22 protein-coding genes and 1 tRNA gene are annotated in these 19291 nt (G+C 70.3%); 12 read left to right on the plus strand and 11 right to left on the minus strand.

Annotated features, from left to right (window positions below; translation table 11 throughout):
• Position 1: 1 nt before the first annotated feature.
• The 3 genes from mftE to ABD908_RS16375 form a co-directional block, all read right to left on the minus strand.
• Complete coding sequence (gene mftE, locus ABD908_RS16365) at positions 2-703, minus strand: mycofactocin biosynthesis peptidyl-dipeptidase MftE (protein ID WP_344997817.1); 702 nt, start codon at positions 701-703, stop codon at positions 2-4.
• A 111-nt stretch (positions 704-814) separates the two neighbouring features.
• Positions 815-1987, minus strand: a complete 1173-nt coding sequence (locus ABD908_RS16370; RefSeq protein ID WP_344997819.1) for a cystathionine gamma-synthase — start codon at positions 1985-1987, stop codon at positions 815-817.
• Between the two features lie 9 nt (positions 1988-1996).
• Positions 1997-3382 carry a cystathionine beta-synthase gene (locus ABD908_RS16375; RefSeq protein ID WP_344997821.1) on the minus strand — a complete coding sequence of 462 codons (1386 nt, stop codon included), beginning with the start codon at positions 3380-3382 and terminating at the stop codon, positions 1997-1999.
• Positions 3383-3472: 90 nt separating this feature from the next.
• Between ABD908_RS16375 and ABD908_RS16380 the strand changes: the two genes are divergently transcribed.
• Positions 3473-4432, plus strand: coding sequence for an SGNH/GDSL hydrolase family protein (locus tag ABD908_RS16380; RefSeq protein ID WP_344997823.1), 960 nt, complete (start codon positions 3473-3475; stop codon positions 4430-4432).
• 3 nt (positions 4433-4435) lie between these two features.
• On the opposite strand, the gene ABD908_RS16385 is transcribed toward ABD908_RS16380, so the two are convergent.
• From ABD908_RS16385 to ABD908_RS16395, 3 genes are all read right to left on the minus strand, one after another.
• Positions 4436-5386 carry a Bax inhibitor-1/YccA family protein gene (locus tag ABD908_RS16385; RefSeq protein ID WP_344997825.1) on the minus strand — a complete coding sequence of 317 codons (951 nt, stop codon included), beginning with the start codon at positions 5384-5386 and terminating at the stop codon, positions 4436-4438.
• Positions 5387-5581: 195 nt separating this feature from the next.
• Positions 5582-6118 carry a Clp protease N-terminal domain-containing protein gene (locus ABD908_RS16390; protein ID WP_344997827.1) on the minus strand — a complete coding sequence of 179 codons (537 nt, stop codon included), beginning with the start codon at positions 6116-6118 and terminating at the stop codon, positions 5582-5584.
• A gap of 8 nt (positions 6119-6126) precedes the next feature.
• The gene (locus ABD908_RS16395; RefSeq protein ID WP_344997829.1) at positions 6127-6333 is read right to left on the minus strand and encodes an RNA polymerase subunit sigma-70; all 207 of its coding nucleotides are present in this window, start codon (positions 6331-6333) and stop codon (positions 6127-6129) included.
• A gap of 98 nt (positions 6334-6431) precedes the next feature.
• On the opposite strand from ABD908_RS16395, the gene ABD908_RS16400 reads away from it, so the two are divergent.
• From ABD908_RS16400 to ABD908_RS16410, 3 genes are all read left to right on the plus strand, one after another.
• Positions 6432-6505, plus strand: a tRNA-Leu gene (locus ABD908_RS16400).
• A 33-nt stretch (positions 6506-6538) separates the two neighbouring features.
• Entirely contained in the window at positions 6539-7453 is a 915-nt protein-coding gene (locus ABD908_RS16405) for an aminoglycoside phosphotransferase family protein (RefSeq protein ID WP_344997831.1), read from the plus strand.
• Between the two features lie 353 nt (positions 7454-7806).
• Positions 7807-8010 (plus strand): hypothetical protein, encoded by a 204-nt coding sequence (locus tag ABD908_RS16410; protein WP_344997833.1) that lies wholly within the window; start codon positions 7807-7809, stop codon positions 8008-8010.
• Between the two features lie 291 nt (positions 8011-8301).
• Here ABD908_RS16410 and ABD908_RS16415 read toward each other — a convergent pair whose 3' ends face one another.
• The 5 genes from ABD908_RS16415 to eno form a co-directional block, all read right to left on the minus strand.
• Positions 8302-8571, minus strand: a complete 270-nt coding sequence (locus ABD908_RS16415) for a hypothetical protein (RefSeq protein ID WP_344997835.1) — start codon at positions 8569-8571, stop codon at positions 8302-8304.
• 88 nt (positions 8572-8659) lie between these two features.
• Positions 8660-9631 carry a Ppx/GppA phosphatase family protein gene (locus ABD908_RS16420; RefSeq protein ID WP_344997837.1) on the minus strand — a complete coding sequence of 324 codons (972 nt, stop codon included), beginning with the start codon at positions 9629-9631 and terminating at the stop codon, positions 8660-8662.
• Positions 9621-10214 carry a DUF501 domain-containing protein gene (locus ABD908_RS16425; protein WP_344997839.1) on the minus strand — a complete coding sequence of 198 codons (594 nt, stop codon included), beginning with the start codon at positions 10212-10214 and terminating at the stop codon, positions 9621-9623. The genes ABD908_RS16420 and ABD908_RS16425 overlap by 11 nt, the downstream gene beginning before the upstream one ends.
• Before the next feature lie 14 nt (positions 10215-10228).
• Positions 10229-10657, minus strand: a complete 429-nt coding sequence (locus ABD908_RS16430; protein ID WP_344997840.1) for an FtsB family cell division protein — start codon at positions 10655-10657, stop codon at positions 10229-10231.
• 52 nt (positions 10658-10709) lie between these two features.
• On the minus strand, positions 10710-11993 hold the full coding sequence (gene eno / locus ABD908_RS16435; RefSeq protein ID WP_344997842.1) for a phosphopyruvate hydratase: 1284 nt from the start codon (positions 11991-11993) through the stop codon (positions 10710-10712).
• Between the two features lie 128 nt (positions 11994-12121).
• On the opposite strand from eno, the gene ABD908_RS16440 reads away from it, so the two are divergent.
• The 8 genes from ABD908_RS16440 to ABD908_RS16475 form a co-directional block, all read left to right on the plus strand.
• Positions 12122-12583: a DNA-binding transcriptional response regulator gene (locus ABD908_RS16440; RefSeq protein ID WP_344997844.1), complete on the plus strand. Its 462-nt coding sequence runs from the start codon at positions 12122-12124 to the stop codon at positions 12581-12583.
• Between the two features lie 122 nt (positions 12584-12705).
• Entirely contained in the window at positions 12706-13065 is a 360-nt protein-coding gene (locus ABD908_RS16445; protein WP_344997846.1) for an NADH-quinone oxidoreductase subunit A, read from the plus strand.
• 13 nt (positions 13066-13078) lie between these two features.
• A complete protein-coding gene (locus tag ABD908_RS16450) occupies positions 13079-13633 on the plus strand; it encodes a NuoB/complex I 20 kDa subunit family protein (protein ID WP_344997848.1) in 555 nt (184 codons plus the stop codon).
• Entirely contained in the window at positions 13630-14346 is a 717-nt protein-coding gene (locus ABD908_RS16455; protein ID WP_425584390.1) for an NADH-quinone oxidoreductase subunit C, read from the plus strand. The genes ABD908_RS16450 and ABD908_RS16455 overlap by 4 nt, the downstream gene beginning before the upstream one ends.
• A gap of 20 nt (positions 14347-14366) precedes the next feature.
• Complete coding sequence (locus ABD908_RS16460; protein WP_344997861.1) at positions 14367-15626, plus strand: NADH-quinone oxidoreductase subunit D; 1260 nt, start codon at positions 14367-14369, stop codon at positions 15624-15626.
• Positions 15623-16384, plus strand: a complete 762-nt coding sequence (gene nuoE / locus ABD908_RS16465; protein ID WP_344997850.1) for an NADH-quinone oxidoreductase subunit NuoE — start codon at positions 15623-15625, stop codon at positions 16382-16384. Before ABD908_RS16460 ends, nuoE begins: the two co-directional genes overlap by 4 nt.
• On the plus strand, positions 16381-17736 hold the full coding sequence (gene nuoF / locus ABD908_RS16470; protein WP_344997852.1) for an NADH-quinone oxidoreductase subunit NuoF: 1356 nt from the start codon (positions 16381-16383) through the stop codon (positions 17734-17736). Before nuoE ends, nuoF begins: the two co-directional genes overlap by 4 nt.
• On the plus strand, positions 17733-19291 hold a 1559-nt coding region (locus tag ABD908_RS16475; RefSeq protein ID WP_344997854.1), incomplete at its 3' end, for an NADH-quinone oxidoreductase subunit G. The genes nuoF and ABD908_RS16475, both read left to right, overlap by 4 nt.

Consider the following 19291-nt stretch of genomic DNA (forward strand, 5'->3'; position numbering starts at 1 on the left):
GTCAGCGCCCCGCCTTCAGTCGGCCGTGCTCGTCGGGCGCCCATGTCCGGGTCGCAGCGACGATCCGCGCCGTGAGTTCGTCGAACAGCCGCAGACCGTCGGCGGCGGTCGCCGCACGAGGGTCGCCCAGGATCCCATTGGCGGTGACGGCACGGGTGCCCCCGGCGCGCAGCAGCGGCAGGGTCTCGGTGAGCGGGCGGGTGTCGCCGACCTCGATCATGCTCAGCCGCACCGACTCCGGGCACAGGTGCAGCAGCATCGACGTCTCGGCGAATCCGGCGTGCGGGTCGGAGCCGCGGGGATCGCATGCGGCCCATGCGACGTCTCGGGCCTCGTACCGCAGGCGGCGGACGGCACCCGCCACCGCCTGCGCGTTGCCGCCGTGGCCGTTGATCAGCAGCAGGCGCGGCACCCAGCGGCAGGCGCTGCGGCCGTACTCGAGCAGGATCGCCGCCAACGCCTCGGTGCCGATCGACACCGTCCCCGGGAAACCCTCGTGCTCGCCGGACGCGCCGTACGCCAGCGCCGGGGCGCACACCGTTCCCGGCGTCGCGGCCGCCACCGTCCGTGCCACGGCGACGGCGACGCGGGTGTCGGTGTCGAGTGGCAGGTGCGGTCCGTGCTGCTCGACCGCGCCGACGGGGACGATCAGCACGGCGGGCGGTTCGGCGTCGATCTGCGGCCAGGTCGCATCGCCCAACATGTGCACCCTTCCGTCGCCCAACATGTGCACCCTTCCGTCGGCGGGGGTCACTCGCGGACGACCGCACCGCGGTCCGCCCTTCGGAGCGCGATCGTGCTGCAGGCCCGGTTGTCAGCCCAGCGCGTTCTCCAGGTCGGCGATCAGGTCACCGATGTCCTCGATGCCCACGGACAGGCGGACCAGGTCGGCAGGGACCTCCAGCTGGGAGCCGGCGGTGGACGCGTGGGTCATCGCGCCGGGGTGCTCGATGAGCGACTCGATGCCGCCCAGCGACTCGGCCAGCGTGAACACCTCGGTCCGGGCGCACAGTCGCTGCGCCGCCTTGAGGCCGCCCTTCAGGCGCACCGACACCATGCCGCCGAATCGCCGCATCTGCTTCGCCGCCACCGCGTGGTTCGGATGCGACGGAAGGCCGGGGTACAGCACGGACGCCACCTCGGGCCGGCCGCTGAGGAACTCGACGACCTGTTCGGCGTTGTCGCAGTGCCGATCCATCCGCACGCCCAGGGTCTTGATCCCGCGCAGCGTGAGGTACACGTCGAAGGGACCGGGCACGCCGCCGGAACCGTTCTGCAGGAAGGCGACGTCGGCGTCCAGCTGCTCGTCGCTCGTCACCAGCGCGCCGCCGACGGTGTCACTGTGCCCACCCAGGTACTTCGTCGCGGAGTGCAGCACGACGTCCGCGCCGAGCGCGAGCGGCGTCTGCAGGTAGGGGCTGGCGAAGGTGTTGTCGACGACGAGTCGCGCGTCACCGTCGTGTGCCACCCCCGCGAGGGCTTCGATGTCACCGATGTTCAGCAGCGGGTTGGTGGGCGTCTCGACCCACACCAGCTTGGTGTTCGGGCGGATGGCAGCACGCACCGCGTCCACGTCGTTCACGGCGGCGGGGGTGTGCTCGATCCCCCACTGCGAGAACACCTTGTCGATCAGTCGGAAGGTGCCGCCGTACGCGTCGTCGGGGATCACCAGATGGTCGCCGGGCCGCAGTGTGGCGCGGAGGATCGCGTCGGTGGCCGCCATGCCGGACGCGAACGCCCGCCCGAAGGTCCCGCCTTCGATGGCAGCGATGTTCGCCTCGTACGCCTGCCGGGTGGGGTTACCGGTACGCGCGTACTCGAAGCCGCCACGCATGCCGCCGACGCCGTCCTGCTTGAACGTCGAGCTCGCGTAGATGGGGACGTTGACGGCGCCGGTCAGCGGGTCCGGGTCGTAGCCCGCGTGGATCGCCGTGGTCGAGAAGCCCTTGGCCGCGTAGCGGTCGGCGGCGCTCTTATGTTCGCTCACTTGAGGTACCTACTTCTTCCCGTGCGAGATGAATCCGAGTACGTCGTGCCGGGTGATGACACCCACCGGCTTGCCGTCGTCGACCACCATGAGTGCGTCGGACTCACCGAGCGCGGTCATGGCCACGTTGATGGGCTCGCCCGCTCCGATCAGCGGGAACGCGGGCCCCATGTGCTTGCTCACGGGGTCCGCGAGCGACGCCCGGCCCTCGAATACCGCCGAGAGCAGCTCACGCTCGGTGACGGCGCCGGCAACCTCCCCGGCCATGATCGGCGGCTCGGCACCCACCACCGGCATCTGCGAGACGTTGTACTCGCCGAGGATCTCGATCGCGTCGCGGATGGTCTCCGACGGGTGCGTATGCACGAGGTCGGGAAGCTCGCCGGATTTGCCGCGCAGCACGTCGCCGACCAGCGCCTCAGGGGCCTTCGCGTCCATGGGGCTTCGCAGGAACCCGTAGCTGCTCATCCACTTGTCGTTGAAGATCTTCGACAGGTAGCCGCGGCCACCGTCGGGCAGCAACACCACGACGACGGCGTCCGGGTCGCGCTCCGCGACGCGCAAGGCGGCCACGACCGCCATCCCGCACGAGCCGCCCACCAGCAGCCCCTCCTCGCGGGCCAGCCGGCGGGTCATGTCGAACGAGTCGGCGTCGGAGACCGCGATGATCTCGTCGGGGATCGTGGGGTCGTATGCCTCGGGCCAGAAGTCCTCACCCACGCCCTCGACCAGGTACGGCCTGCCGGTGCCACCCGAGTAGACGGAGCCCTCGGGGTCGGCGCCGACCACCTTGACCGCTCCGTTCGAGACCTCTTTCAGGTAGCGGCCGGTGCCCGTGATGGTGCCGCCGGTGCCGACGCCGGCCACGAAGTGGGTGACCTTCCCCTCGGTGTCGCGCCAGATCTCGGGACCGGTGGTCTCGTAATGCGACGCCGGGCCGTTGGGGTTGGAGTACTGGTTGGGCTTCCAGGCGCCCGGGATCTCGCGGGTGAGCCTGTCGGAGACGTTGTAGTACGAGTCGGGGTGCTCGGGCGGCACAGCGGTCGGGCACACCACGACCTCGGCGCCGTAGGCGCGCAACACGTTCCGCTTGTCCTCACTGACCTTGTCGGGGCACACGAACACGCAGTCGTAGCCGCGCTGCTGCGCCACGAGCGCGAGGCCGACGCCGGTGTTTCCGGACGTGGGCTCGACGATGGTGCCGCCGGGCTTCAGCTCACCGGACGCCTCCGCGGCGTCGATCATCTTGACCGCGATACGGTCCTTGCTGCTGCCGCCGGGGTTGAGGTATTCGATCTTGGCCGCCACGAGCCCGGAACCCGGCGCCACGACGGAATTGAGGCGGACGAGCGGGGTGTCGCCGATCAGCTCGGATACATGTCCTGCGATGCGCATGCATCCATCGTCCCATCCCCCATCGAGCCGATCCGTTCGGGCCCGGTGCTGCACAGACGATTCCCCAGCCACCACGGTTAGATTGGGCGTATGGGATATACGCGGGGGCGAGCGGCGCGAGACGCCGTACGCGCGTCCGTCGCCGCGGCTGGCGGGGCCGGGATGACGTGGGCGGTGTACACGTTCTTGACGGAGCAGGCGAAGCAAGCGCGGACGGTGATCCCACATCGGACCGACAGGGCACCGTCGAAGGACGGCGTGTACATACCCGGCCAGCACTCCGTCGAGCGGCTCAGCGCCGCGCATCCGGCGGCGATCCGGCTGATGATCTTCGGTGATTCGACGGCGTGCGGCCTCGGTTGCAACGACGCCGAGGAGACACCCGGGGTGCGGCTCGCGCGCGGTGTCGCGGAGGCGACGGGGCAGCGCGTGCAACTGTCGACCAAGGCGATCGTCGGGGCCACGTCGCGCGGTCTCGGCGGGCAGATCGACGCGATGCTGGTCGCCGGCCCCCCGCCGACGGTGGCGGTGATCCTGATCGGCGCCAACGACGTCACGGCGATGAACGGCATCGAGGCGTCCGCGCGTCGGCTGGGCCGGGGCGTGCGCAAGCTACGCGCGGAGGGGTCGGCCGTCGTAGTGGGCACGTGCCCCGACATCGGTGTGATCTCCGCGATCCCGCAGCCATTGCGGTCGCTGATCCGCCGCTACGGGCTGCGCCTTGCGGCGCGGCAGCGGGCGCATGTGAAGGCGGCGGGCGGGCGTCCCGTTCCGCTCAGCCTGTTGGCGACGCAGTTCCTCCAGGCCCCGGAGCGAATGCTGTCGGCCGACCACTTCCATCCGTCGGCCGAGGGTTACGCCCTCGCCGCGGAGGAACTCCTGCCCGCCGTGCTGGAGGGCGTCGGCGAACAGAAGGAACCGGTCCCCGGCCCGGAGCCCGTCGCCCCCCGAGACGAGGAACGCCTCACAACGCGCGTCGTGCGCGCGATGCGAGGCGTCCGCCCGGACCCCATGGATCACACGGATCCGCTGGAGTCACACACGTCCTAGCAGCTACCTGTCGTACAGGTAGCTCAGCAGGCGCAGGATCTCGATGTAGAGCCACACCAGCGTGACGGTGAGGCCGAGTGCCACGCCCCACGCCGCCTTCGACGGTGCGCCCGCCCGGATCAGCTGATCGGCCTGGTCGAAGTCGATCAGGAAGCTGAACGCCGCGATCCCGATGCACACGAGCGAGAAGACGATCGACAGCGTGCCGCCGTTGCGCAGCGGGCCACCGTCGTGCGTGAACAGGCTGATCACCAGGTTGCCCAGCGCGAGCGCCAGGACTCCGAAGATCGCCGCCACCATCATGCGTGTGAAGCGCGGGGTGACGCGGATCGCGCCGGTCTTGTAGACCACCAGCATGCCCACGAACACGCCGACCGTGCCGAGCACGGCCTGCGCGATCAGCGAGCCCGCGTTGACGCCCTGGACAACGAGGTTTCCGAAGACGTAGCTGATGGAGCCCACGAACAGCCCCTCGAAGGCCGCGTAACTCAGCACGATCGGAGCGCTGTCGGACTTGCGACCGAAGCTCGCGATCATCACCAGGACGAAGCCACCGATGCCGCCGATCGCCATCAGCGGCATGGCCAGCGGGTAGCTGCCGTCGGACGAGGTCACGGCGATCGCCGCGTAGGCCGCGATCGCGAACAGGATCACCACGCCGAGCGTCGCTGCGGTCTTGGTGACCACATCGTCGACGGTTATCGCACGCGCGCCGGTGGCCGGCGGCTGCTGGACGTACGGCTGCTGGCCCTGCTGCCACTGCATGCCCTGGGCCATGCCGGCAGCGCCCGCACCGAAGTTCGCGGCCCCCTGGTATCCCTGCGGGTAGCCGCTGCCGGGGTATGCCTGCCCGGGGTATCCCTGCTGATAGCCGGGCGCCTGCTGGCCACCGGCCTGTTGCTGTCGGTTGCCGCGCACAAGATTGCGGAGCACCGGGTTACTGCTCTCCCGCACCTTCGGTCCTTTCTAGGAGGGGCCGCCTGGTAGGCGCCCCCGGAGGTATCGCTCTCATTCTGCTCAACGAACGCCGAGCCCCAACGGGTTCCCGCCCGACACGCGCGTTTCGAGACGCCCGAGTCGAGTTTTCTTTACCAACACCTTACCCAACGTGTGGCGAGCCGGCAGAGTTCCCGCGACCGTACCTCCGTTTCAGGCAGCGGGCCGGAGCAGCGCCTCGACCCGGGAGCGCAGATCCGCGAGCGGAACCATCGTCTCGATCGTCGCGTACACCGACGCGTCGTCGCAGGAGGCGATGCCGAACAGCACGTGCTCGGCGCGGATCGACCTGTCGCCGTGCGCGACGGCATTCCGCACCGCGACTTCCAGCGATTTCTTGGCGCCCGTGTCGAATGGGATGTGGCCGGCACGGAACCGCTTGCGGACCGGCCGCCGGATGTCGGCGCCGAATCGGCGTGCCACCGCCGCGGCCACCGCATCCAGGTCGATACCGATGCCACGCAGAGCCTCGGCGTCGGTGTCGGTCAGAACCCGATCGCCCGCGCCCGCCCGGACACCGTCGACGGTGACTCCGGTTCCTTCAAGGAGGCGCTGCGCATCGGCCGGCGGTCCGGTGAGGACGCCGAGCAGCAGGTGGGTCGCGGTGATCCGGTCGGCGCCCTGGTCGCGCGCCTCCTCCTGCGCGAGGACGACGGCCGCCCGCGCCTCCCGAGTGAATCGTTCGAACATTGCAGTGCCTACTTTCCGTATTTCTTGTGGACGGCCTGCCGGGTCACGTCGAGGTGCCGAGCGATGTCCTGCCACGACCAGCCGAGCCGCCGGGCGTTGGCAACCTGAACCGCCTCGAGTTGATCCGCGAGCCTGCGGAGGGCGACGACCGCCCGCAGCCCCTGCGCCGGATCCTCGGAGGCCGCCGAATCGATGAGGGTGTGTGGTGAGCTCACGCTGTCAATCTAGGTTGACACGCCTGATCTGTCAACCCACATTGACGCCGCGTGCGTCCGGCTGCCGCTCCGCGGCGTGCCCTAGGCTCATCCCCGTCGCCCCCATAGCCCAACCGGCAGAGGCAGCCGACTTAAAATCGGTCCAGTCAGGGTTCGAATCCCTGTGGGGGCACTGCGGATCCACGGACCGCCTACGCTGGCCGACGTGGACATCCCGGCCGGCCTCGACGAACGACGCCGCCTGGGCCCCGACTGGGCGTCCTGGCTGGACCGCCTCCCTCGCCTATGCGACGGCGTACTGCGCGAATGGGAACTCCAGCGAGACGGCGAACCACTCCACGGCCACGCATCCCTGGTGCTGCCGGTCCGCCGCACGGACGGCACCGAAGCGGTGCTCAAGGCCGCGTTCGACGGTGACCGGGAGTCCGAGCACGAGCATCTAGCGCTCACGCTCTGGGCGGGCGACGGTGCCGTGCGCATGTATCGCGCCGACCCCGCCCGACGTGTGATGCTGCTCGAGAAGTTGCAGCACCGCGACCTCACCGAGGAGTGGGACCTACAGGCGTGTGAGATCGTGGCAGGGCTGTACCCGCGCCTCCACCGCCCGGCGCCCGCCCGGCTGCACCCGCTGACGGGCCTGCTCGAGCGCTGGCTCGACGCGCTGCAGCGCGACGCCCGCGAGGTCCCTGTGCCGCGTCGCCTCATCGACCAGGCGGTGCAGCGCGGTCGTGAGTTCGTAGCCGATCCGCAGTCGGTCGGCCGCGTGGTCCACGGCGACCTGCACTACGCGAACGTCCTCGCCGGTGACCGTGAGCCCTGGCTCGCTATCGACCCGAAGCCGATGTCCGGCGACCCGCACTACGAAGTGGCACCGCTGCTGTGGAACCGCTGGGACGAGATGGAGGGCTACCTGCGCCAATCGATCCAGCGGCGCTTCTACACGGTGATCGAGGCGGCGGGATTCGACGAAGACCGCACCCGCGATTGGGTGATCGTACGGATGGTGCTCAGCGCACACTGGACGGTCGAGGACGCCAGGCGCGGCGACCGCGCCCTCGATGCCGACGAGCAGGACTGGATAACCCGATGCATCAGCGTGGCCAAGGCCGTACAGCGCTGATCGAGACCCGCAGCCGCCGTTCCCCTATCGAAAGTCGCTCGCCCCACGTCGCGTCCGGATCCCTACCGAACGCACGACCTCCGGTGGGGACGGCGACCTGTGGTGGGGACGGCGACGCACTGGACTTGTGTCGGGGTATAACCGCGCCCTCGCGGCCCCACGGTCACAATCGCGGTCTATCCGCGCGCGTATGGACACAGATGTCAGGATCGGGCCGATTCGACCGAGGTCCTGACCGCTATCGAACTTCTCGAGGCATGGCCGAGGAGATAAGCTTTGCAACTGTTCCTAACATCACGTAATACTTTTCACTATCTGCGCATTCGCCGATCGGGTCCATTACAGTCCCCCGCATGACCTCACTTCGCCGCAGCGCTTTCGCCGTGTTCACCGCCCTCGCCGTCTCTGCCGTCCCGATGGCCGCCGCGCACGCGGCCGGCACCCCGGTTCCCGGCCGCTTCTGCGCCAAGAAGGACTCCGGCAACACCGCCACCTACCAGGGCAAGAAGATCAAGTGTGAGAAGAACGGCAGCAGCTACCAGTGGAAGGCCAAGTAGCCGCACCACATCCGGCGCGGTTCACCCCGGAGTCTGCGCTGTCGGGGTAAATCAGCCCGGCGGGCGGGACCGCCATCGTCGGCCTCGCCGGGGAACCCATCATGCCTGTTGCCCGCGAGGCATCGGCGGGGCACATCGAGGACGAAGACCGCACTACGAGGGGATGTCTCGGCCGACCGACACGACGTCGAGACGATGCTGCTCGGTCGCGGAGTCGCGTACGACCCACGCCGGGAAAGCGACGCGATGCAGCTGCGGACGGGGCGGCCACAGCCGCGCCCGCGGAATGAATCAGGCCGCAGTACGTGCGGCGAGGCGGTCGGCCGGGTCGATCACCTCGGTGACGGCACCGAAGCGGGCTTCGACGCGGGCGACGACTATCGGCCACTGCTCGGGATCGGCGAGGTCCGCGACCAGGGGATACACCCCGTGATTCATCACTGCGACGACCTCGCGAAAGTTCTGTCCGATAGCGGTGACCTGCGCACCCGCAGACGTCAGCTCAGCAACCAGTGCAGCGGTGTGCTCCGTACCGTCAAGCACAACTACGATGTTCTGCATGTCAGCTCCTTAATCTGGGGTTGATTAAAGCTAACTCCACCATCCTCCGTATGGGATACAAGCAGGCTGTGAGATTGTCAACAGCGGGTTAACTCTTCGAGAGCAGGCCCATGGCCACGCCGTCGAGGATGTCGTGCTCGCTCACGACCAGGTCCGCGACACCCGCAGCGGCCAGCCGCTGAGCCAGCAGCAACGCCACGAGCGCACCTCCACCGATCACGTCTGCGCGCCCCGGGTGCATCGGCCCCAGCTCCGCCCGCTCGGCCGACGTCATCCCGATCAGCCTGCGGCACAGGGAGATCAGCTGCTCGATAGGCACCTTCGAACGGTGGATGCGCACCGGGTCGTACTCGGTGAGCCCGTGTGCGAGCGCAGCGAGCGTGGTGAATGTGCCGGCGACGCCCACCCAGGTGCGCGCACTCCCCAGCGGAACCCGGTGCGCTGCGGTGTCGAGCTCGGCGGCGGCGATGCCACGCGCGCGGTCGACCTCGCGGTCGGTGGGCGGGTCGCTGTGCAGAGCCCGCTCGGTGAGACGCACGCAACCGATATCGGCGGAGTACGCGTGGGTCACCGTCACCCGCCGCCCTCCCGACGCCCCCGTCCCCAACACCAGTTCCGTCGACCCGCCACCCAGGTCCGTCACCAGCACCGGGTCGGTGGCGTCCAGGCCGGCGACGGCGCCGCGGAACGACAGCCGCGCCTCCTCGTCGCCGGTGATCACCTCGGCCACAGCCCCGGGGACCACGGTCGAGAGCAGCTCGGCGGTCATGCCGAAGAAGTCGTCGCGGTTGCGGGCATCCCGGGTGGCCGACGTCGCAACCATCCGGATCCTGGTGGCGCCCAAGGACTTCGCGGTCGCCACGTAGTCGGTAAGTGCGCCGCGGGTGCGGTCCAACGCATCGGCGGCGAACGCTCCAGTGGCATCCACGCCCTGCCCCAGCCGCACGATCCGCATCTCGCGGGTCAGGTCGGTGAGCGCACCGTCGGCGTCCGCGCGCGACACGAGCAGGCGGATGCTGTTGGTCCCGCAGTCGACGGCGGCGACGATCTCACCTGTCACCGGGCGTCTCCGGATCCGTCTCGTACCAGCCGGCCCGGGCCCTCGGCCAGTCCGCGGGGACGGCCGTACCGCGCAGGCCGGCGTCACCGGCGAGCGCCACGGCCTCGTCACCCAGCCAGACGGTGCCGGGCCCTTTCGCGAGCGCGTACGCGATCAGTACGTGCAGGCATTTGACGCGGTCCGGCATGCCCCCACCGCTGAAGTCGGTGCCGAGATCCTCGATGGCGTTGCGCTCCGCGAGGAACGCCTCGTGCGCCGCGCGGTAGTTCGCCGCCACAGCCGCATCGGAGCGCAGCAGCGCCTCCATCCGACGCATCACCCCGGCGCTCTCGAGGCGGCTGGCCTCCGCGGTCAGCCGCGGGTCGGTGAGGTAGAAGAGCGTGGGAAACGGCGTGCCGTCGGGCAGCCGCGGCGCTGTGGTCACCACGGCGGGCACCCGGTCCGGGGTGCGGTACGCGATCGCCAGCACGCCGCGGGGTTCCCTTCCCAGCTGAGCGGCGACGGTGGCGAGATCCTCCGCGCTCGGCGCGGAGCCGGGCGCCGTCTGGCCCACGCCTGCCTGATCCCCCCGAGCCTGATCCATCCGGGCCGCACCCATCAGTGGGGCACGGCGATCGACCGCCACACGTTCGTGTACCAGGGGCTCTGCCGTGACACCTTCGCCGCCGCCTCGGCGGGCGACGGTGCGGGCGCGCCGGGCACCTGCACGCGGTAGGCGGTCTCGCCCGGCATCACGTACAGCAGCCGCAGTCGCGCCTGCTCCTCGACGTAGTCGGGGTCGGACTGCAACGACTTCTGCTGCTCGAGCTTCGCGATCTCGCCGACCAACCGGCTGTGGTCGGCGACTAGCTGGTCGGCCTGTGACCGCTGCGACAGGTACGTCCGCACCGGCATGGCGAGGGTGAGGCCGAGTAGGCACACCACGACGAACAGGATCACGACGCGCCTCGCGCCGGACGACTCGGCGCGTCGCCTGGCGTCGCGGACACTCCGGCCGTCGCCCGGCCGTGAGACGACTCTGCTCACGTGGGTGTCTCTCCTCACCCCGCGCCATGCCGACGCGGATACCTCGGTCGGATCAGCTGAACTCGAACCGCGGGAAGGCGGTGTCGCCGGCGAAGCGCGCCGCCTCGCCGAGCTCCTCCTCGATGCGCAGCAGCTGGTTGTACTTCGCGACACGCTCGGAGCGGGCCGGGGCGCCGGTCTTGATCTGCCCGCTGCCCACGGCGACGGCGAGGTCCGCGATGGTGGTGTCCTCGGTCTCGCCGGACCGATGGCTCATCATCGTCTTGTAGCCGTTGTTGTGGGCCAGCGACACGGCGTCCAGCGTCTCGGTGAGCGTTCCGATCTGGTTGACCTTCACCAGCAGCGCGTTGGCGGCGCCCTTGGCGATGCCCTCCTCGATCCGATCGGGGTTGGTGACGAACAGGTCGTCGCCCACCACCTGGATCTTGTCGCCGATGGCGTCGGTCAGCTCGACCCAGCCGTCCCAGTCGTCCTCCGACAGCGGGTCCTCGATCGACACCAGCGGGAACTCGGTGAGCAGCTGCTCGTAGAAGGCGGCCATCTCGCCGGCGGTACGGACCACGCCCTCGAACTTGTAACCCTCACCGGCCGTGTAGAACTCGGTGGCGGCCACGTCGAGCGCAAGCCCCACGTCGGTGCCCAGCTTGAGGCCGGTCTTCGCGATCGCCTCGGAGATCAGCTCGAGCGCCTCCTTGGTGCCGGCAACGGACGGCGCGAACCCGCCCTCGTCGCCGAGGCCGGTCGCGAGACCCTTGCTCTTGAGCACCGACTTGAGCGAGTGGTACACCTCGGCGCCCCAGCGCAGCGACTCCTTGAAGGTCTCCGCGCCGATCGGGGCGACCATGAACTCCTGGACGTCCACACCACTGTCGGCGTGCGCGCCGCCGTTGAGGATGTTCATCATCGGTACCGGCAGGATGTGCGCGTTCGGGCCGCCGATATAGCGGAACAGGGGCAGGGCGGCCGACTCGGCCGCGGCGCGCGCAGTGGCCAGCGAGACGCCCAGCAGCGCGTTGGCACCGAGCCGGCCCTTGTCCGGCGTGCCGTCGAGGTCCAGCAGGACCTGGTCCACGATGCGCTGCTCGTCGGCCGGCAGGCCGATCACCTCGGGCGCGATCACCTCGAGCACGGCGTCGACGGCCTTCGTGACCCCCTTGCCGCCGTAGCGCTCGCCACCGTCCCGCAGTTCGACGGCCTCGTGCTCGCCGGTCGATGCCCCCGACGGGACCGCGGCTCGGGCGAAACTACCGTCCGCCAGAGCGATCTCGACCTCGACCGTGGGATTACCACGGGAGTCGAGGATCTCGCGGGCACCAACCTGGATGATTTCGGACACGAGCTTCTCCTCTTGGGTCATGGACGCTCCGCGCCTAGCCTAGTGGGATGCGCCACGCGTGCGCAGTCGGACGCGCCGCCCCGCCCAAACCGCAGGCACGCCGCCCGCCTCCGTCCTATGGTCGGTGCATGGCCTCCCTGGACGATGCCGGGGGCTTCCAGGTCCTCGCCTACAGCTCGCACGCGGGACACCGCGCGGAGATCGTTCGCGCGCTCGGCACGCACCCGGCCCCGGACGTCGAGGTGACGGTGACCGAGACGGCGACCGCCGCCACCGTCATCTCCATCCTCGACCACAAGGGTGCCGATCTCGTGATCCTGGACGGCGAGGCCGCACCCGTCGGCGGAATGGGACTGGCGCGCCAGTTGCGCGACGAGATCGATCCCTGCCCGCCGCTGCTCGTGGTCACCGCGCGTGCCGCCGACGCCTGGCTCGCGCGCTGGTCGCGTGCCGACGCCGCGGTCGCGCGTCCCCTCGATCCCTTCGAACTGGCCGAGACGGCCGTGCGACTTCTGCGCGAGCGGCACCCCGGACCTGCGCACGGACCGAATTCGGCGATCGCCACCCCCTCGGGCACTTCGGACCTATGATTGTGGCACAGCTCACATAACGCCGGGCGAGCCTAAAGGCTTGGCCCGTCGGGAATCCCGCTCACGCGGTCCCACAGCCCACCGGGGCCGCACCGCAGCGGGGCTGCGGAAGGAGCGCGACCGTGAACCCCTACGTGCCGATCCTCGTCCTCGGGGCGATCGCGTCGGCCTTCGCCGTGTTCTCCGTCGGGGTGGCCCGCTTCGTCGGCCCGCGTCGGCACAACCGTGCCAAACTCGCCGCGTACGAGTGCGGCATCGATCCGTCGCCGCGGCCTCCCGACGGCGCCCGCTTCCCCATCAAGTTCTACTTGACGGCGATGCTGTTCATCGTCTTCGACATCGAGATCGTGTTCCTCTACCCCTGGGCCGTGCACCTCGACGCGCTCGGTGTGTTCGGCTTCGTGGCGATGGCCCTGTTCCTGGTGAACGTCACCGTCGCCTACGCATACGAATGGCGCCGCGGGGGGCTCTCGTGGGACTGACGAGGTGCCCGGCATGGGGCTAGAAGAGAAGGTTCCCGGCGGATTCCTACTATCGACGCTCGAGCTGGTCGCCGGCTACGCGCGGAAGGGCTCGCTGTGGCCGGCGACGTTCGGCCTCGCGTGCTGTGCGATCGAGATGATGGCCACCACCGGGCCGCGCTTCGACATCGCGCGATTCGGCATGGAGGCCTTCCGCGCGTCGCCCCGGCAGGCCGACCTGATGATCGTGGCGGGCCGCGTCAGCCAGAAGATGGCGCCGGTGCTGCGTCAGGTGTACGACCAGATGGCCGAGCCGAAGTGGGTCCTCGCGATGGGTGTGTGCGCCAGCTCGGGCGGCATGTTCAACAACTACGCGGTGGTGCAGGGCGTGGACCACGTGGTGCCGGTGGACATCTACCTGCCGGGCTGCCCGCCGCGGCCGGAGATGCTGCTCAACGCGGTGATCACGCTGCACGACGAGATCCAGCGCGAGCCGCTCGGCGTGCACCGAGAGGAGGCCCGGCGCCGCGCCGAGGCCGCAGCGCTGGCGACGCCCGCCACCATCGAGCTCAAAGGGCTGCTGCGATGACCACCGGCGAACCCCCCGATCGGCCCGAGCCCGAGGTGCCCGCCACCGTCGAACCCACGGTGGCGCCGGATGTCGTGCACACGCGCCGCGGCATGTTCGGCGACGGCAGGACGGGCGACACGTCGGGGTACGGCCGCATTCGACGCCCGGTCGTCATGCCGGGGCCGGGTTCCGAGCCCCTCCCGCCCGGGTTCGACGGTGTCGCCCTGGCCCTGTCCGCCGCGCGGGGGCTGGACCCTGCCGCGGTCGAGGCGGTCGTCGTGTACCGCGGCGAGGTGACGCTGCGGGTCGCGCGGGAGCATTCGGTGGAGGTGGCGCGGCGTCTGCGAGACGACCCCGAGCTGCGGTTCGAGCTGTGCCTCGGCACGTCCGGCGTGCACTACCCGGACGACGCGGGCGCCGAGCTCCGGGCGGTGACGCACCTGCTGTCGATCACGCACGGCCGCCGGATCCGGCTCGAGGTGTCGTGCCCGGACGCCGACCCGCACGTCCCGTCGCTGTTCTCCGTGTATCCCACCGTCGACTGGCACGAACGGGAGACCTACGACTTCTTCGGCATCGTCTTCGACGGCCACCCGTCGCTCACCCGCATCGAGATGCCCGACGACTGGTCGGGGCACCCGCAGCGTAAGGATTACCCGCTCGGCGGGATCGGGGTCGAGTTCCGCGGCGCCGACGTCGCTCCGCCCGACGACCGGAGGGCCTACTCGTGACGGCCGGGACGTTCACCGCGATGGGCCAGGACTGGGAGGACCTGGCGAAGGAGGCCGAGGGCCACGAACGGATCGTGGTCAATATGGGCCCGCAACACCCTTCGACGCACGGTGTGATGCGCCTGATCCTGGAGCTGGACGGCGAGACCGTCAAGGAGGCGCGGTGCGGGATCGGCTTCCTGCACACCGGGATCGAGAAGAACCTCGAGTTCCGCACGTGGTCGCAGGCGCCCACCTTCGTCACCCGCATGGATTACCTCGCGCCCCTGTTCAACGAGACGGCGTACTGCCTGGCCGTGGAGAAGCTGCTCGGGATCACCGAGCAGATCCCGGAGCGCGCCACCGTGATCCGCGTGCTGCTGATGGAGCTGAACCGGGTGTCCAGCCACCTCGTGTGCCTCGCGACCGGCGGCATGGAGCTGGGTGCGGTATCCCCCATGCTGTTCGGCTTCGAGGCGCGCGAGTCGATCCTCGACGTCTTCGAGACCGTCACCGGACTACGGATGAACCACGCGTACGTCCGGCCCGGCGGGGTCGCGACCGACCTACCCGACGACGCCGTCTCCAAGATCCGGGAGCTGCTGAAAACACTTCCGCCGCAGCTACGCCGGATGTCCGACCTACTCACTGAGAACCCGATCTGGATCGCCCGAACCCGCGGCATCGGGTACCTCGACCTCACGGGCTGCATGGCGCTCGGCATCACCGGACCCATGCTGCGGTCGACGGGGCTCCCCCACGACCTGCGCCGCGCCGAGCCCTACTGCGGCTACGAGGCCTACGAGTTCGACGTGCAGACCGACACGGGCTGCGACTGTTACAGCCGCTACCTGATCCGCGTGCGCGAGATGAGCGAGTCGCTGAAGATCGTGGAGCAGTGCCTCGACCGGCTGCAGCCCGGGCCGGTCATGGTGGAGAACGGCAAGCTCGGCTGGCCGGCCGACCTGGTGGTCGGGCCCGACGGTCTGGGCAACTCCCGCAAGCACATCGCGGAGATCATGGGCACGTCCATGGAGTCGCTGATCCACCATTTCAAGCTCGTCACCGAGGGCTTCCCCGTCCCACCGGGGCAGGTGGCGACGTCCATCGAGTGCCCGCGTGGCGAACTGCTGGTGCACGCCGTCTCGGACGGCGGCACCCGCCCCTATCGGGTGCACTTCCGGGACCCCAGCTTCACGAATCTGCAGGCGGTGGCGGCGATGTGCGAGGGCGGCATGGTGTCCGACGTCATCGCCGCCGTCGCCTCCATCGACCCCGTGATGGGAGGTGTGGACCGATGACTCGGCCCTTCGCCCCGCAGCCCGACTCGCCGGCGCCGATCCCGCTGGTGCTCGGCGCCCGGGCGGACGAGTCGGTGCAGCTGTACCGGCCCGGCGCGCCCACGTCCTACGCCGCCGATGTCACCGAGCGGCTCACCGCGGATGCAACGCGGCTGATCGCCCGGTACCCCGAGCCGCGGTCCGCGCTGTTGCCGCTGCTGCACCTGGTGCAGGCCGAGGACGGATACATCACTCCCGCCGGGATCCGGTTCTGTGCCGCGGCAGTCGATCTCACCGAGGCCGAGGTGCTGTCGGTGGCGACCTTCTACTCGATGTACCGGCGCGGCCCCACCGGCGAGTACCTGGTGGGCGTGTGCACCACCACGCTGTGCGCGGTGCTCGGCGGCGACGCGATCCTCGAGACGCTCTGCGACCACCTCGGTATCGAACCGGGCGGCACCACGACCGACGGCCGCGTCACCGTCGAACACATCGAGTGCAACGCCGCGTGCGACTACGCGCCGGTCGTCATGATCAACTGGGAGTTCTTCGACGACCAGACGCCCGCGTCAGCGCGAGCCCTGGTCGACGCCCTGCGCGCCGGCACCCCGCCCGCACCGACGCGTGGCGCGCCGCTGTGCACCTTCCGCGAGACCGCCCGGCTCCTGGCGGGTCTCACAGACGAGCGCCCCGGCGCGGTGTCTGCGTCCGGTGTCGGCGGGAAGCCGACGCTCGCCGGGCTCACGGTGCTCTCGGAGCAGGGAGAGGCAGGATCATGACGCTCACCCCCGTCCTGTCGGCCCGGTGGGGCGACCCGGAGCCGTGGACCCTCGACTCCTACCGCGCCGCAGGCGGTTACGAGGGCCTGCGCCGGGCGCTCGCCATGACGCCGGGCGAGGTGATCGACACCGTCAAGGCCTCGGGGCTGCGCGGCCGCGGCGGCGCCGGCTTCCCGACGGGGTTGAAGTGGAGCTTCATCCCACAGCTCGTGCCCGGCGAGGATCCCAAACCCGGTGCGGACAAGCCGCACTACCTCGTGGTGAACGCGGACGAATCCGAGCCAGGCACCTGCAAGGACATGCCGCTGATGTTCGCGACGCCGCACACCCTCGTGGAGGGCGCCATCATCGCGGCCTACGCGATCCGCGCGCGGCATGCCTTCATCTACATCCGGGGCGAGGTGTTGGGGGTACAGCGCCGCCTGCGCGCGGCCGTCGCGGAGGCGTACGCGGCGGGCTACCTCGGCGCTCCGCTCGGCGGGACCGGCGACGGCGCGGGCTTCACGCTCGAGCTGACGGTGCACGGCGGCGCCGGCGCGTACATCTGCGGTGAGGAGACAGCATTGCTCGACTCGCTGGAGGGGCGACGGGGACAGCCCCGGCTGCGTCCCCCGTTCCCGGCGGTCGCCGGCCTGTACGCGTCGCCCACGTGCGTCAACAACGTCGAGTCGATCTCCTCGGTCCCCGCCATCCTGAGCCGCGGCGTCGAGTGGTTCCGGTCGATGGGCAGCGAGAAATCCCCCGGCTTCACCCTGTACTCGCTGTCCGGCCACGTCGCCCGGCCCGGCCAGTACGAGGCGCCGCTGGGCGTGACGCTGCGCGAGATCCTCGACCTGGCGGGCGGTGTGCGGCCCGGACATCGGCTGAAGTTCTGGACGCCCGGCGGGTCGTCGACCCCGATGCTCACGGCCGACCACCTCGACGTCCCGCTGGACTACGAGGGCGTGGGCGCCGCGGGGTCCATGTTGGGCACCAAGGCGCTGCAGATCTTCGACGAGACCACCTGTGTGGTGCGGGCGGTGTTGCGCTGGACCGAGTTCTATGCACACGAGTCGTGCGGCAAGTGCACACCCTGCCGCGAGGGCACCTACTGGTTGGTGCGGCTGCTGCGCCGGCTCGAGCGCGGCGAGGGAGACGCCGGCGACCTGGACGTGCTCGCGGACGTCGCCGACGGGGTGCTGGGCAAGGCGTTCTGCGCGCTCGGCGACGGTGCCGCGAGCCCGATCCAGAGCTCGCTCAAGTACTTCCGTGACGAATATGTCCGCCACGTCACCGACGGCGGCTGCCCGTTCGACCCCACTGCCTCGATGCGGTTCGCGCCCGTCCCCGCCACTGGCGGAGGTGCCCGATGACCATCGCGCCGGACGCCCGGGCGGACGAGAAGCTCGTGCACGCCACCATCGATGGTGCCGACATCGCCGTTCCGCCAGGGACTCTCGTGATACGTGCCGCCGAGGGCCTGGGTATTGCGATCCCCCGATTCTGCGACCACCCGCTGCTCGCTCCGGCCGGCGCGTGTCGGCAGTGCCTGGTCGATGTGGAGGGGCAGCGCAAGCCGCTCGCCTCCTGCACCACCACCGTCACCGAGGGTATGGTCGTGCACACCCAGTTCACGTCCGACGCAGCGGCGCGGGCGCAGCGCAGCGTGATGGAGCTGCTGCTGGTGAACCACCCGCTCGACTGCCCGGTCTGCGACAAGGGCGGCGAGTGCCCGCTACAGAACCAGGCCATGACCGCGGGCCGCACGGTGAGCCGGTTCCCGGCGGCGGACAAGCGCACATTCCCCACACCGATCCCACTGTCGACCGAGGTGCTGCTCGACCGCGAGCGGTGTGTCAACTGCGCCCGCTGTACCCGGTTCTCGGATCAGATCGCCGGTGACCCGTTCGTCGAACTCCTCGATCGCGGTGCGCAGCAACAGGTGGGCGTGGCCGGCGACGAACCGCTGGACTCGTACTTCTCCGGCAACACGGTGCAGATCTGCCCCGTGGGGGCGCTCACGTCGTCGGCGTACCGGTTCCGGGCCCGGCCGTTCGACCTCACCTCGACACCGTCGGCCTGCGAGCACTGCGCCAGCGGCTGCGGCCTGCGGGTCGACGAGCGACGCGGGAAGGTGTTGCGGCGCCTGGCCGCCGACGACCCGGATGTCAACGAGGAGTGGAACTGCGACAAGGGTCGCTGGGCGTTCGCCTATGCGGCCGCAGCCGACCGGATCACGGCGCCGCTGGTGCGGGGTGCCGACGGTGCCCTGGTGGAGACGTCGTGGCCGGAGGCGATCGCTGCGGCCGCGAGCGGCCTCAGAGGTACAGCCGCCAGCGGCCACACGGGCACCGCCGCGGGTGTGCTCACCGGCGGGCGGGGCAGCGTCGAGGACCTGTACGCCTACGCCGCGTTCGCACGAGTGGTGCTGGGAACCAACGACATCGACTTCCGGATCCGCGACCACTCGGCCGAGGAGGCGGACTTCCTGGCGGACCGGGTCGCGGGCGTGCGCGAGGTCACGTACGCGGACGTGGAGGCCGCGCCCGTTGTGCTGCTGGCCGGGCTCGAGCCCGAGGAGGAGGCACCGATCCTGCACCTGCGGCTGCGCAAGGCGACGCAGAAGCGGCTGCGGGTGCTGTCGATCGCCCCCTTCGCCTCACGCGGCCTCGGCCGTCTCGGCGGCGAGCTGATCGCCTGTGCTCCGGGCGCGGAGGCGCATACGCTCGCCGATCCGGCTCTCGCGGAGCGGCTCTCGCGACCCGGAGCGCTGATCCTGGTAGGCGAGCGGCTCGCCGGATCGCCCGGGGCGCTCACCGCTGCCGCGGCCCTCGCGGATGCGACGGATGCCCGGCTCGCCTGGATCCCGCGGCGGGCGGGTGATCGGGGGGCCGTGGAGGCCGGGGCGCTCGGCGCACTGCTGCCCGG

The sequence above is a fragment of the Tsukamurella soli genome (genome assembly GCF_039541155.1).
Lineage (GTDB): Bacteria > Actinomycetota > Actinomycetes > Mycobacteriales > Mycobacteriaceae > Tsukamurella > Tsukamurella soli.

Excerpts from the sequence above, each read along its gene's own strand:
- mftE (WP_344997817.1), bottom strand. The coding sequence starts at position 703 with ATGTTGGGCGATGCGACCTGGCCGCAGATCGACGCCGAACCGCCCGCC.
- ABD908_RS16375 (WP_344997821.1), bottom strand. The coding sequence starts at position 3,382 with ATGCGCATCGCAGGACATGTATCCGAGCTGATCGGCGACACCCCGCTC.
- ABD908_RS16380 (WP_344997823.1), top strand. The coding sequence starts at position 3,473 with ATGGGATATACGCGGGGGCGAGCGGCGCGAGACGCCGTACGCGCGTCC.
- ABD908_RS16390 (WP_344997827.1), bottom strand. The coding sequence starts at position 6,118 with ATGTTCGAACGATTCACTCGGGAGGCGCGGGCGGCCGTCGTCCTCGCG.
- ABD908_RS16410 (WP_344997833.1), top strand. The coding sequence starts at position 7,807 with ATGACCTCACTTCGCCGCAGCGCTTTCGCCGTGTTCACCGCCCTCGCC.
- ABD908_RS16415 (WP_344997835.1), bottom strand. The coding sequence starts at position 8,571 with ATGCAGAACATCGTAGTTGTGCTTGACGGTACGGAGCACACCGCTGCA.
- ABD908_RS16425 (WP_344997839.1), bottom strand. The coding sequence starts at position 10,214 with ATGGATCAGGCTCGGGGGGATCAGGCAGGCGTGGGCCAGACGGCGCCC.
- ABD908_RS16440 (WP_344997844.1), top strand. The coding sequence starts at position 12,122 with ATGGCCTCCCTGGACGATGCCGGGGGCTTCCAGGTCCTCGCCTACAGC.
- ABD908_RS16450 (WP_344997848.1), top strand. The coding sequence starts at position 13,079 with ATGGGGCTAGAAGAGAAGGTTCCCGGCGGATTCCTACTATCGACGCTC.
- ABD908_RS16455 (WP_425584390.1), top strand. The coding sequence starts at position 13,630 with ATGACCACCGGCGAACCCCCCGATCGGCCCGAGCCCGAGGTGCCCGCC.
- ABD908_RS16460 (WP_344997861.1), top strand. The coding sequence starts at position 14,367 with ATGGGCCAGGACTGGGAGGACCTGGCGAAGGAGGCCGAGGGCCACGAA.
- nuoE (WP_344997850.1), top strand. The coding sequence starts at position 15,623 with ATGACTCGGCCCTTCGCCCCGCAGCCCGACTCGCCGGCGCCGATCCCG.
- nuoF (WP_344997852.1), top strand. The coding sequence starts at position 16,381 with ATGACGCTCACCCCCGTCCTGTCGGCCCGGTGGGGCGACCCGGAGCCG.